The organism is Catenibacterium sp. GCM10023432 (genome assembly GCF_042651925.1).
Lineage (GTDB): Bacteria > Bacillota_I > Bacilli_A > Erysipelotrichales > Coprobacillaceae > Catenibacterium > Catenibacterium mitsuoka.
This window is the reverse complement of sequence record NZ_JBHSEB010000087.1, coordinates 1-12,629: the sequence shown is the minus strand read 5'-3', so window position 1 is coordinate 12,629 and position 12,629 is coordinate 1. Positions and strand designations below refer to the sequence as shown.

Genomic DNA, 12,629 nt, shown 5'->3' with positions numbered 1-12,629 from the left:
GATATAATCTTCTTGTCACATCCGAGACAGAAATGAGTGACCAGGATATCTATGATACATATCATAATCTGTGGCGTATTGAGGAATCATTCAGAGTCATGAAGTCGGATCTTGATGCAAGACCTGTATTTCTTCAGAAGGAAAGCACCATCAAGGGTCATTTCCTCATCTGTTATCTCGCAGTGCTTCTTGAAAGAATACTGCAGTTCAAGGTGCTTAATAACAAATACAGCACATCAGATATTATGAAATTCACCAGAGGATTTCAGGTAGTTAGAGGTGAAACTAGATATATTAATACAACTCAGTCAAGTGATTTTATAATAGATTTAGCAAAGATAACAGATCTTCCACTTACTAATTACTTCCTGACAGAAAGAGAAATAAAGAGAATATTCAGTTATAAAATATAAGAAACAGCAAGACATTCAATTATATAACATAAAGAAAGCAGCATGATATTCAAAAGCGAATTTCATGCTGCTTTTTTAAAACTATCACTATGTTTAGATGCTGGATTCTAAAGTCAGGTAGTATAATCATTTCCCAAATACAATAAAATATTTGCGTTTTAAATAAAAAAATTTTTTAAAATTTGGTTGATAAATTCACACTTTTTCGATGTATACGTTTTCAATATTTCAAAGAATGTAAGTGTAAGTGAATTCATCACAATGAATTTATTCTTTTTAGTTGTGATGGTTAAAATTGACTTTCGGTCAACTGCTAGTATAATTATTGAAGGAGGTATTTATATGAATGCTCTGACTGATATTAAATCTAAAATAGAGAAAAATAAAGAAGAAAAAAGGGAACGTCTTCTAGCAAGTGCAACTGCGCTATTTGCTGAAAGGAATTTTAACAATACATCTATTTCTGATATCGTAAATAAAGCAAAAGTCGCAAAAGGTACTTTTTATTTATATTTCAAAGATAAATATGATATTAGGAATCAGATAGTTCAGGAAATCAGCAGCGAACTTTTCAATAATGCAATGAAAGAGTTAAAAAAACATAACGAGATTACTCATTTTGCAGATTCTTTAATATTTATTATTGATCATGTTATTAATGCCCTTGTTGCTAATCCAACAATTCTCACTTTAATGAATAAAGATTTATCTCTTGGTGTTTATTCTCAGGAACTTACAAAGATTCTAGAAGAAACAGATCATTTGAGTCTTTATGAATTATTTAAAGATGGCATTGAAAGAGAGAATCTAGATATTAATAATATTGATATTACATTCTTTACTATTGTAGAACTTGTTGGATCGACATGCTTTAGCTGTATAGTAAATAAAATTCCTTGTTCTATTGAAGAGTATAAACCTTATCTTTATGATCTAATTCGCACTTTACTTCATGTTGCTTAAAAAAAAGCAGCATTTTTATTTATGCTGCTAATAAATCGTTGACATAGTCAAGAAGCTTCTTTGTATCTGTATAAGTTTCTCCACGTGTGTTTTCTTTAAAGACAACTGTAATGATTGTCTTCTTTTTTACTTTAGAATAAGTAACAAGACATCTGCCTGCAAGATTTGTAAAGCCTGTTTTACCACCAATAACTCTCTTATCATAATAAGTAGAATCTTTCTGTGTCATCATTACATTCTTCATTTCACGATTCGGATTGGATTCAAAGATATAGCTTTCTGTAGTAATGATTTTTCTTAATTTCTTATTCTTATAGAATTCTTTTGCAATAAGTGCCATATCCTTTGTACTGCATGTTTCTTTTAGCCATCCTTTATCTGCATAACTTAGTCCATGAGGATTAGAAACATCTACTTTCGTACAGCCAATCTTTTTAGCCCTCTTGTTCATTGCTTCAATAAATCCATCATAGCCCCCCTTATAATTCTCGGCCAGGGTAAGAGCCATTTCATTAGAACTCTTTAAAAGCATTCCATGGATCACATCTTTAAAAGGAATTCTTTCACCATCATAAACTGGTGCTGTATGAATAAATACACGATCTGGTAAAGACATAATATTACTTGTAGTCAGTTCGTCATTATCCTTATAATAATCAATCGCAACGAGAGCACTTAAGAGTTTAATAGTAGAAGCAGGATAACGTGATTCCTGTTCATTTTTTGCATAATAGACCTTTCCAGTATCAGCATCCATCACCACTGCAGAAACATCTTCAGTATTAAGTGTGGGCTGTGGAATAGAAACAACTTTCTTCTTTTCTTCTTTGACTGGTTCTTTTGTTGCACATGCACTCAGCAAAAAAATGGCACATAGCATACAAATCCATTTACGATATTTCATTTTTTATCACCTTCTCAGAATATCTTAGCGATTTTCTGCCTATTCATCAATCTGATTCAGTCATTTTTCATTTTTTTTGAATAATAATATGTTATAATGATTTGGTAAAGGAGAAATAGTATGGTTAATTATCCAAACCTGAAAAAGGCATCGGTTAATGTGTCTATTCCTAAGAATTCTACAAGTAAACACTATACTGCTTTTCGTGGAATGAGCTTAGAAGAAGACATCAACCTATCTAACACCTATTACTTATCTGTTGATCAGGCTGTCATCTATAAAAAACCGACGCCTATCCAGATTGTAAAAGTCGATTATCCTTCACGAAATAAAGCCCGTATAGTTGAGGCATATTACCAGGCGCCATCTACTACGGATTATAATGGTATTTATAAAGGCAGATATATTGATTTTGAAGCCAAAGAAACAAAATCATTACGATTTCCTTTTCGTAATATTTCAGAGCATCAGATCAATCATCTTGAACGTGTGCAGCGTCATGGAGGAATTGCCTTTATTATTATTGCCTTTACATCTGTGGGCGAAGTCTATTTACTGGATGCTTCAATTATGATAGAGCGCTTTTTTCATGACAAGAAGCAGCATATAAGTTATGATGAAGTGAAAGAAAGTGGACATCTTATTAAGCAGGGCTACCAGCCTAGATTGGCTTATTTAGATGTAATCGATGAATTTTACCTTAAGGAGGATACTTTATGAAGGTTCAATCAACCAAGAACGCAAAACAAATAAAGAAAACAATCAAAATATGTATTATCGCATTATGTGTTCTTGTAGCGAGCGGTAGTGGTTACCTTGGATTCAAGATTTATCAACAAATCAGCAATTTTGATATTGATAATCTTACAACAACTTCCTACTCTTCTCAGGTTTCTCAAGATGGAGAAACATATTACAAGTATGGCAGTTCAATTGGAAAATATGTAAGTTATGATGATATTCCTGAAGTTATGATTGATGCTGTTATTTCTGCAGAAGACTCACGTTATTTTGTACATAATGGTTTTGATATTCCACGTATTATCAAAGCATTTATGACAAATATCTTAGCTGGTCATACTGTTGCCGGTGGTTCTACAATTACGCAGCAGCTAATCAAAAAAACATATTATCCAGATGCAGAAAAAACAATTGAAAGAAAAGTTGGAGAAGTCATCCTTTCAATTGAAGCGACTCAGCAGACTACTAAACAGAAAGTACTTGAACTTTATCTCAATAAGATCTATTTCGGTAAGTCAAATAGTTCTATTGGTATTTATGGGGCAAGCTACTATTATTTTGGTAAAAGTCCTGATCAGTTAACTTTACCAGAAGCCGCATTACTTGCTGGTACTATTAACTCACCAGTCTCATATGACCCATTCAAGAATTTAACTCTTGCAACAAAAAGAAGAAATATCATTCTTAACTTAATGCATGATCATGGATATATCACTGCAAAAGAGAGAGACGATGCGAAGAACGTAAAAGTAGAAAACATTTTAAAGAATGATCCAGTTCAGACAAATGGTAAATATGCTTCTTATGTTGATCGTGTTACTCAAGAAGTAAAAGAGTTAGGTTATGATCCTAACAAAACTAAGATGACAATCTATACCTATATGGATCATGATATGCAGCAGTATCTTGATGATGTATCATTAAGTAAGAATTATAGATTCACTGATCGTGATATGCAGGCAGCTGCTTCAGTACTTGAATCAAAAACTGGACGTATTATCGGCCTCATGTCTGCAAAGAATTATCGTGCGAATAACTCAGATGCAACTTATCTAGATTATGCTTATACATTAAAAAACAGAAGACAGCCAGGTTCTTCTATTAAACCTATTATTGACTATGCAACAGCATTTGAATATCTGAACTGGTCTAGTGGACATACAGTAGATGACTCAGAATTCACTCAAGGCAGCTGGCATCCAAAGAACTGGGATAACAACTACCATGATGATGTACTTCTAGAAGATGCACTCGCAAATTCTTGGAACTTAGCAGCCATCCATACTTTAAATAGTGTTGTGAAAAAGGTTGGTAATAATCAAGTTGTAAGCTTCTTAAAGGGTCTTGGTTATAACATGGACGATGAAGATTTCAATTTGAACTATGCCATTGGTGGATGGAAATATGGTACAACTCCTACAATGCAGGCAGCCGCTTATGCAGCAATCTCAAATGGTGGTACTTATATCAAACCTCATACAATCCAGAAGATTGTCATTAATACAACTGGTGAAACAATCAACGTTGATGATGATATCCAGAAACAGGCAAGTGAAGGTATGAAAGATTCTACTGCTTTCTTACTTCGTCAGGTTATGACAAGCTATGTTAAGAGTAATAACAGTTATTCAGCATTCGATGTTGGAAGTCAGATTGGTGCTAAAACTGGTACTTCAAACTTCGATGCAACGATCCCTGCACTTGCTGGTAAGGACAAAGACCATTGGTTATGTGCTTATTCACCTGATTATGCATGGGCTTGCTGGAATGGTTTTCCTGGAGAAATATCTACAAAGAAACATAAGTATCTTGCAAGTGGTATGAATGATGCAAAGGCTATTGCTGCAAAGATTGCGAAAAAGCTTGCAACTCGTAAGTTACAGAATAGTTACGAAACACCAAGCAGTGTTGAACAGGCACGTATGGTTAAGGGTGCATATCCTTATGTTTCTCCAAGTTCTTCTACACCATCAGATAAGATTATTACTGCATGGTTTGTTAAAGGTCATGGCCCTAGTGGTGTGGATGATGGTTCTTCTTATGCAGATGAATATAAAGTACCTGAATTGAAATCATTTAACGCTTCTTTAAATTCCAACAATTCAATTTCTGTCACATTCGGTTCTTATGATCCTGAATTTGAAGGTAAAATCAGCTGTGTTGTAGAAATCAGTGATGGTTCTTCTTCTAGAACTGAAACATTATCTTCAACAAGCGGTACACTTGAATACCGTGCTGAATCAGGAAAAACTTATACAGTGACTGGTTATTATAAACTAAAGAGCGGTGACACAACTTCTAATAAGAAGTCAGTGAGATTATCTAGTAGCGGAACAAGTGAACTAGGTACTGCAAGATTTAGTGTCAATGCGAACGGTACAGCAGTTGCGAATGGTTCTACTATTTCAGCAACATCTGTCAATGTCAGCACATCTGGTCCTAGCGGTCATACAATGATAGTTTCATGTAATGGTAATAGTCAGACAGTAAGCTGTGGCAGTGGTGCGACAATCAGTGGTTTATCATGTGGTAGATCATATGTGATTACTTTCACTGAAAAGAGTGCAAGTGGAGAATCTAAATATATTGGTTCTATTCGTTTTACAGTACAGACAGATGAATGTCAACATGATGATCATAACCACTGATAAAATCAGTGGTATGAACCCGCCCTGTAAGGGCATGTCGTTGTGCGAGTCCTTCGACTACTGAAGACTGACAACCACAACACGTTTACCTATAACCCCTAAAAGGGGTTTTTTCATTTAGTTTTATCTCCTGTAAAAGGATCAATAAACTCCTTCATGCTCATCTGATCCGAAAGTCTATCTTCCTGTAATTGATTTCTTATATATCGTTTTACAGCTTCTTCATTGTGTCCTACTGTCACACAATAATATCCTTTCGCCCAGAATTTTCTATTTCCATATTTATATTTCATGTTCGCATGTCTGTCAAAAATCATCAGTATTGATTTGCTTTTCAGATAACCCATGAAAGACAATACGCTATATTTTGGTGGTATCGTCATCAACATATGTATATGATCAGGACATGCCTCAGCCTCATGAATTACAACTCCTGGTTTTCTTTCTGCTACTGCTCTGAGAATAGCTCCTATATCTTTTCTTAATTTTCTGTATATTACCATTCTTCTGTACTTTGGTATAATGACTATGTGATATTTGCAATTATACGTTGTGTGTGATAAGGTATTATCATCTCTCATTGAGAGTCCTCCTCTGATTATAATTCTTGCGGTTGCCAGCCACTTTTATTATATTATTGGAGGTTTTTTTCTCACCATCTCTGAAAGTTTTTTCGACCATACGCATAGCGTATGGTTTTCTTTATAATTAAAAGGATTCCAAACGGAATCCTTTTTTGTGTATTGAAAAAAGAATCCCAAAACAAAGGATTCTTTTATAGTTTCTTATTCTTTTCTTTGCAGAGATCTACTAAAGGACATTCCTTGCAATGAGGTGACATTGCCTTACAATGGTATCGTCCAAAGAAGATCATCTGATGATGTGTTTTAATCCATCTATTCTTAGGAATAGTCTTCATTAATTTCTTTTCTACAGTGAGGACTGTATCATCTGGTTTCGCAAATCCTAGTCTTTTAGAGATACGCTCAACATGTGTATCTACCGCAATAGCCGGATAACCAAATCCTTCTGCCATAACAACATTGGCAGTCTTTCTTCCTACTCCTGGTAAAGATATTAAAGCATCATGAGATGCTGGTACAACGCCATTAAAGCGCGCCTGAAGGGCCATAGCCATAGCCTTGATATTCTTTGCCTTATTCCTATAAAGCCCTATAGAATGAAGATCTGACTCCAATTCAGGCAGTGATGCATTCGCATAATCATCTACTGTTTTATATTTTTGGAAAAGATGCGATGTAAGCTTATTGACTGATTCATCTGTTGTCTGGGCAGATAACATCACTGCGACAAGCAATTCTAAGTTATTAGAATGATTCAGTACACAACGTGCATCAGGAAACATCTCATCAAATGTATTAAGTATTCTATCTTGTTTTGTTTTAATCATTTTCCCACCAATTATAATTTCTTACTTCTTCACTGACCTCTGGCTCTTCTTCTTGATATTTCTTAATATAATTCTTAGAATGAGCCCAGTTTTCTAATACTCTCTCTACATATCTAAAAGAGAGCGCATTTGATTTTACGGCTTCTTTTAAAGCAGATACAATCATCTCATCATCGTAACCAGTTCTTTTAAACTGATTGATATATTCAATATCCAAAGTACTCATTGTACGTCCAAACGCATCTTCGAATACTTCTACAAGGTTTACTTCTTCCTTCTTTTCAACCTTTATTCCAAGCAATAGCTTTTCTAAAGGTTTAAAATCAATTTTTAAATTAATTCTATCTAGATAATGACGATCTACAAGGCCTATCATGATATCATCAATATCTTTAATAGATAATGAAGAAAATTCAGCCACTTTTTGAGGATAAATAGGTCTTACCCCTAATTCACTCAAGGTCATCATCAACAATAATATATGTGTTTCTTGATCTGTTAGTCCTATAGACTTTCCCTTCAGCAAGAGAAGTTTCTTGAAGTCTATACATTGATAATCTGTAAGTATTTGTGTACTCATAGGCGATAATATTTCACAAACTTTCCTTCATCTAAAGAATAATAGAAATAATAGAGATGAGCATCGTTCTGGTATTTACCAAAATAAACAAGATTTCCATTTTCATATCCTATTGTTAAATCAGTGACATTTACTTTATATTCATTATTGATTGTATGAATGACATCTTTCTTTTTTGCAACAGAACCACTATAAGAATCTACTAATTTATATTGAGTATTGTAGACCTGGTAAACTTTCTTTTTCTTCTTATCTTTAATACGAATGATATAGTAGGTCTTAGAGCTGTTATATTCATTAAAATAATCATCATAGTTTAGCTTATATTTATTAATAATCTTGTTTCTTTCTAATGCGATGTTATTTTCATGATTGAAATAAGGAACATGTATATTTAACATACAGAAAGAAACAAAAACAAGAATAACCACTAATAATGCGATAATTACACGATATATCCAATTATTGTCTTTCTTATTATAATTCATATTGACCTCCATAGTGCCACTATTATAGCGCATTTAGGACAAAAAAAAAAGAGATTCATTAATTTGAATCTCTATTAGAACTGCTTAAAATCGGGAGTTTGACAGTTGTCTCCAATTTTTTACTAACCAAATCGCTCAAAACGTTGATTATATCAATGCTTTTGAGTTTTTTTATTGTCAAATTCGTTAAAATAAATGTACTAATATGGGCTAATGTGTGCTATAATAGACATAGGAGATGATGTTCATGAATCTGATTATTTCAAAATCAAAGAACTCTAAATCACTTTATATTCAGAAATCATTTAGAAAGAATGGTAAATCTACTTCAAAGGTAGTCAAGAAACTAGGAACTATGGAAGAACTTCTTCCTCAACATAATAACAGCGAGGAGGAAGTCATAGCCTGGGGAAAAAAGATTGCCAAGAAGATGACGGAGGAAGAAAAAAGAGACAAGGACGTTGTCCTTATCTCTCTGTCGCAGTCAAAGCTTCTAGAACCAATGAAGCAGACATCATATAATGGTGGCTATCTTTTCCTTCAGGATATATTTCACAGTCTTAAGCTTGATAAGATCTGCAGAGATATACAGGATGAATATAAATTTGAATATGATCTTGCTGATATTCTATCAAGACTCATATATTCAAGAATTATCTATCCGTCAAGCAAGCTTTCTGCTTTTGAGGATTCCAAAAGCTTTATTGAACAGCCTACATTCGAGCTTCATGATATTTACAGATCACTTGATGTTCTTGCAGAAAAGTGCGATGCAATACAGGAATTCCTTTACGAGAATTCAAAGAAGGTTGTAAAGAGAAATACTTCTGTCCTCTATTATGACTGCACAAACTATTTCTTTGAGATCGAGGAAGAACGCGGCAGCTGCAGATATGGTAAATCCAAGGAACACAGACCACTTCCTATCATACAGATGGGACTTCTCATGGATGGTAATGGCTTTCCTCTTTCATTTGTCATATTCCCTGGCAATGAGAACGAACAGCCTTCACTCATTCCACTTGAGAAGAAGATAATAAAGGATTTCGGAATTACCAAGTTCATTGTATGCACTGATGCAGGGCTTGCTTCTAATGACAATAGAGAATTCAATACACAGGGTGAACGCTCTTATGTCGTTACACAGTCTCTTAAGAAGATTAAGAAGCACATAAAGGACTGGGCGCTTAATACAGAAGGATGGACTAAAGGTGATAGTAATGGACTAGACGTTTCTTCTGTAATGAAGGCTGTTGATGAAGGTGATACATATGAAGATGGCATCTGGTACAAGGAAAGATGGATCAATGAGAACGGCATTGAACAGAGAATCATTGTTTCATTCTCTCCAAAACACAGAGCCTACCAGAGATACATCAGAAGCAGGCAGATCGAAAGAGCTAGAAAATCAGCTGAAAGTAATAAAAAAACAACTGCTAAAAATCCTAACAGTCCTTCAAGATTCCTTGATGAGATCAGATATACTGAAAATGGCGAGATTGCAGATAATATAGAAATAGTTGTGAATGATGGCAGAATAGCTGAAGAAGAGAAGTATGATGGATTCTATGCAGTGTGTACTACATTAGAGGATGATATAAAGGATATCATTGAAGTTAATAAGAGAAGATGGGAGATTGAAGAATCATTCAGAATCATGAAATCTGAATTCAAGGCAAGACCGGTATATCTTCAAAAGGATAACAGAATAAAAGCACACTTCCTCACATGCTTCATTGCGCTGATGTTCATCAGAATACTTGAAAACAGAACAGGCAACAAGCTAACCATTGAGAAGCTCATTGATACATTAAGAGGATATAACTTCCAGCACATTGAGGGAAGTGGCTATATCCCAACGTATACAAGAAATGATGAAACCGACATTCTTCATGAGGCATTCGGATTCAGGACCGACTATCAGATCAATAGTGAGAAGAATATGAAAAAAATTATAAAGAATACCAAGACAGGAAAATATTAGCACATTTTCTAAGCAAAAAGCCCTTCAAAAAGCGCTGAATATATCAGTATTTTTGAAGGGTTTTTATATGTACAACTGTCAAAGACAGGATTATAATTCATATTGACCTCCATAGTGCCACTATTATAGCGCATTTAGGACAAAAAAAAAAGAGATTCATTAATTTGAATCTCTATTAGAACTGCTTAAAATCATAAATAGAATTCTTAGCATACTTGCAAGAGTCGCACATACACCAGCAACATAAGTCAATGCGGCAGCATAAAGCATCTGCCATGCACCAGCATACTCATTTTCATTTAAATATTGTGCTTGTAATATCGCAAGTCCTCTTTTAGAGGCATTAATTTCTACTGGTAATGTAATAATCTGGAAAGCTAAAATACCACACATTAAGAAGAATCCTAAGAAAGCGAGCCTTGTAGAACCTAAAGCAAGACCAATCATAATCGCAATCCATCCCAAATAGTTACCTACATTACATAATGGAATAATCGCATTTCTTACTCTTATTGGCATATAGTTTTCATGATATTGAATAGCATGACCACATTCATGAGCCGCAACAGCACAAGCGGCAATTGTTGTACCATGATAAATATCACTAGAAAGACTGACACTATTATTGGAAGGATCAAAGTGATCAGATAATTCCCCTTTCACTTCATAGACAGGAACATGTGTCATACCATGAGAATCTAATATTTCCCTTGCAACCTGCGCCCCAGTAATCCCACGGCTATTTGGTCTACGACGATATTTCGCATAAGTCGACTTAATCTTTGCCTGACAATATAAAGAAAATACCATCGCAATACCTACTAAGATTGTACCAAGCATATATCCTGGATTTGTCATTAAATAATAACTCATTTTCATCAACTCCTAATAATTATTATACATGAAATTTATTAACTGTATATAAACAAAAAAGATGCATTAGTTCATTGCATCTTTTAATCTATTACTTGGTTTGAAAGAAACTGTACGACTTGCTGGAATAATGATAGGTTCCTTAGTCTTTGGTGAAACGCCTTTACGTTCATGGCAGTGATTAATCTTAAATGTACCGAAGCCAGAAATAAGAACTTTATCACCATCAATCATACTTTCTACCATCGTATCAAAAACTGTATTCACAAGAATTTCAGCATCTTTTTTTGTTAAATCTCTTTTTTCAGAAACGATATTAATTAATTCTTTTTTATTCACTTCTGTAATGCCTCCTAATAAATTATCCTTGAGTAGTATAACAAAATCTACATATCATTTCAAGAGATAAAACACAAAAAAAGCACGTAAGAAAGGACATAAAATGAATTACTATTTTTTAGATTTATAAGCCTTTTCCCAGAACTTATTTCCTTGTTTTATGAATTGATTTTTAGAAAAAAATGTGATATCTAGAGCACTTTCCTTTTCTTTTCTAATATCCGATGCAAAGGATTTTAAGGTATTTGAGATACGCCATGTATAAGGAATATGATTGATCAGAAAGTAAGCTCCAACCTTTAAAGACCCATTATAACAAGCATGTGTTTTCTTGCAATAAAGTGATAATATTTCATCTGCATAATCACAATAATCAACTTCATATTCATCACAATAGATTACACTATAGATTGTTTTATGATTCATCAATTTTTCATTATTTTTCATATAATCTAACATACATGAAGGTATTGTCTGTGATGAAATAGGAAACATAAAAATGATTGTATTATTGGCTTCTACATCTTTTTCTTCTATCACCTGTAATGTTTTGATTGATACATTTCCTTTAAGATAATGAGCAAGCTTATAGGCTTGATTATACATGACCTTATTTGTATAAATGAGACCAGATATAATTATAAGAATATTATCCACGATCAACACCTCCAAATGTCTTGAGTGAGTTATCTAAATCTTCTTCTGTACAAAAATAAGTATTAATAGAAGAAATAAAATAACCTAGAAGTGAATCATTTAAATAATCCATCAACATCTTCTGTTCTTTCTCAGATATATCACCATAGCCTATAAGAAGGATTTTCTTTGATTGCTGAGCTAAAGAAGCGTGACAGGTTATTCCACCTACTGTTGTATAATAAGGCTCATATGAAGAAATATTACGTTCTATAAAGGATTTAAGCTGTGTATCAAAGCATCCACAATAAATATGTGTAACTAAAATAATGAGAGAAGCCTGCCCAATCCATTGATTGATTATTGAAATATCATCGTGGTAGCGACATGGAGTCCTATTTTTAAGACAAGTATAATCACCAGTGCATGGACTATATTTAATATTATTAAGATTAACTACGACGCTTTCTGTAAAAAATTCTAAAGGAATATCTTTATCTGTAATAACAATATTTTTCATAGATATCGCCTCCTTAAATAATTTTACAAGAAGATATGAACAAATTCAATAAAAAAAGCCCTCCTGAAGGAAGGCATAAAAAAAGGACCTGGCAGCTTGCTATTGTCGCGTCTTCACACTATCGTCGCC

13 protein-coding genes and 1 pseudogene are annotated in these 12,629 nt (G+C 33.7%); 5 read left to right on the top strand and 9 right to left on the bottom strand.

Features of this window, described 5'->3' with window-relative positions:
- Both ACFOZZ_RS11285 and ACFOZZ_RS11280 read left to right on the top strand, forming a co-directional pair.
- Positions 1-413 (top strand): annotated as a pseudogene (locus tag ACFOZZ_RS11285) (transposase); the annotation flags it as partial.
- 342 nt (positions 414-755) lie between these two features.
- Entirely contained in the window at positions 756-1,376 is a 621-nt protein-coding gene (locus ACFOZZ_RS11280; protein WP_279068359.1) for a TetR/AcrR family transcriptional regulator, read from the top strand.
- Between the two features lie 19 nt (positions 1,377-1,395).
- Here ACFOZZ_RS11280 and ACFOZZ_RS11275 read toward each other — a convergent pair whose 3' ends face one another.
- Positions 1,396-2,280: a D-alanyl-D-alanine carboxypeptidase family protein gene (locus tag ACFOZZ_RS11275; RefSeq protein ID WP_279068358.1), complete on the bottom strand. Its 885-nt coding sequence runs from the start codon at positions 2,278-2,280 to the stop codon at positions 1,396-1,398.
- Positions 2,281-2,400: 120 nt separating this feature from the next.
- On the opposite strand from ACFOZZ_RS11275, the gene recU reads away from it, so the two are divergent.
- Complete coding sequence (gene recU, locus ACFOZZ_RS11270) at positions 2,401-3,000, top strand: Holliday junction resolvase RecU (RefSeq protein ID WP_006505241.1); 600 nt, start codon at positions 2,401-2,403, stop codon at positions 2,998-3,000.
- On the top strand, positions 2,997-5,669 hold the full coding sequence (locus ACFOZZ_RS11265; protein ID WP_320803652.1) for a transglycosylase domain-containing protein: 2,673 nt from the start codon (positions 2,997-2,999) through the stop codon (positions 5,667-5,669). Before recU ends, ACFOZZ_RS11265 begins: the two co-directional genes overlap by 4 nt.
- A gap of 113 nt (positions 5,670-5,782) precedes the next feature.
- On the opposite strand, the gene tnpA is transcribed toward ACFOZZ_RS11265, so the two are convergent.
- From tnpA to ACFOZZ_RS11245, 4 genes are all read right to left on the bottom strand, one after another.
- On the bottom strand, positions 5,783-6,250 hold the full coding sequence (gene tnpA, locus ACFOZZ_RS11260) for an IS200/IS605 family transposase (RefSeq protein WP_376815261.1): 468 nt from the start codon (positions 6,248-6,250) through the stop codon (positions 5,783-5,785).
- 194 nt (positions 6,251-6,444) lie between these two features.
- The gene (gene nth, locus ACFOZZ_RS11255; RefSeq protein ID WP_055235003.1) at positions 6,445-7,080 is read right to left on the bottom strand and encodes an endonuclease III; all 636 of its coding nucleotides are present in this window, start codon (positions 7,078-7,080) and stop codon (positions 6,445-6,447) included.
- Complete coding sequence (locus tag ACFOZZ_RS11250) at positions 7,073-7,660, bottom strand: DnaD domain-containing protein (protein ID WP_055235005.1); 588 nt, start codon at positions 7,658-7,660, stop codon at positions 7,073-7,075. The genes nth and ACFOZZ_RS11250 overlap by 8 nt, the downstream gene beginning before the upstream one ends.
- Positions 7,657-8,148 carry a hypothetical protein gene (locus ACFOZZ_RS11245; protein ID WP_320803323.1) on the bottom strand — a complete coding sequence of 164 codons (492 nt, stop codon included), beginning with the start codon at positions 8,146-8,148 and terminating at the stop codon, positions 7,657-7,659. Before ACFOZZ_RS11245 ends, ACFOZZ_RS11250 begins: the two co-directional genes overlap by 4 nt.
- A 247-nt stretch (positions 8,149-8,395) precedes the next feature.
- On the opposite strand from ACFOZZ_RS11245, the gene ACFOZZ_RS11240 reads away from it, so the two are divergent.
- Positions 8,396-10,132 (top strand): IS1634 family transposase, encoded by a 1,737-nt coding sequence (locus ACFOZZ_RS11240; RefSeq protein ID WP_376815260.1) that lies wholly within the window; start codon positions 8,396-8,398, stop codon positions 10,130-10,132.
- A 159-nt stretch (positions 10,133-10,291) separates the two neighbouring features.
- Here ACFOZZ_RS11240 and ACFOZZ_RS11235 read toward each other — a convergent pair whose 3' ends face one another.
- The 4 genes from ACFOZZ_RS11235 to ACFOZZ_RS11220 form a co-directional block, all read right to left on the bottom strand.
- A complete protein-coding gene (locus tag ACFOZZ_RS11235; protein ID WP_238319828.1) occupies positions 10,292-11,005 on the bottom strand; it encodes a zinc metallopeptidase in 714 nt (237 codons plus the stop codon).
- 66 nt (positions 11,006-11,071) lie between these two features.
- Positions 11,072-11,344 carry an HU family DNA-binding protein gene (locus ACFOZZ_RS11230; RefSeq protein ID WP_022424200.1) on the bottom strand — a complete coding sequence of 91 codons (273 nt, stop codon included), beginning with the start codon at positions 11,342-11,344 and terminating at the stop codon, positions 11,072-11,074.
- A gap of 111 nt (positions 11,345-11,455) precedes the next feature.
- A complete protein-coding gene (locus tag ACFOZZ_RS11225; protein ID WP_055290023.1) occupies positions 11,456-12,001 on the bottom strand; it encodes a hypothetical protein in 546 nt (181 codons plus the stop codon).
- Positions 11,994-12,500 (bottom strand): flavodoxin family protein, encoded by a 507-nt coding sequence (locus ACFOZZ_RS11220; RefSeq protein WP_376815259.1) that lies wholly within the window; start codon positions 12,498-12,500, stop codon positions 11,994-11,996. Before ACFOZZ_RS11220 ends, ACFOZZ_RS11225 begins: the two co-directional genes overlap by 8 nt.
- Positions 12,501-12,629 lie beyond the last annotated feature (129 nt).

Bases quoted from the DNA above. Each gene is read 5' to 3' on its own strand.
- ACFOZZ_RS11280 (WP_279068359.1), top strand. From the start codon at position 756: ATGAATGCTCTGACTGATATTAAATCTAAAATAGAGAAAAATAAAGAA.
- ACFOZZ_RS11275 (WP_279068358.1), bottom strand. From the start codon at position 2,280: ATGAAATATCGTAAATGGATTTGTATGCTATGTGCCATTTTTTTGCTG.
- recU (WP_006505241.1), top strand. From the start codon at position 2,401: ATGGTTAATTATCCAAACCTGAAAAAGGCATCGGTTAATGTGTCTATT.
- ACFOZZ_RS11265 (WP_320803652.1), top strand. From the start codon at position 2,997: ATGAAGGTTCAATCAACCAAGAACGCAAAACAAATAAAGAAAACAATC.
- tnpA (WP_376815261.1), bottom strand. From the start codon at position 6,250: ATGAGAGATGATAATACCTTATCACACACAACGTATAATTGCAAATAT.
- nth (WP_055235003.1), bottom strand. From the start codon at position 7,080: ATGATTAAAACAAAACAAGATAGAATACTTAATACATTTGATGAGATG.
- ACFOZZ_RS11250 (WP_055235005.1), bottom strand. From the start codon at position 7,660: ATGAGTACACAAATACTTACAGATTATCAATGTATAGACTTCAAGAAA.
- ACFOZZ_RS11245 (WP_320803323.1), bottom strand. From the start codon at position 8,148: ATGAATTATAATAAGAAAGACAATAATTGGATATATCGTGTAATTATC.
- ACFOZZ_RS11240 (WP_376815260.1), top strand. From the start codon at position 8,396: ATGAATCTGATTATTTCAAAATCAAAGAACTCTAAATCACTTTATATT.
- ACFOZZ_RS11235 (WP_238319828.1), bottom strand. From the start codon at position 11,005: ATGAGTTATTATTTAATGACAAATCCAGGATATATGCTTGGTACAATC.
- ACFOZZ_RS11220 (WP_376815259.1), bottom strand. From the start codon at position 12,500: ATGAAAAATATTGTTATTACAGATAAAGATATTCCTTTAGAATTTTTT.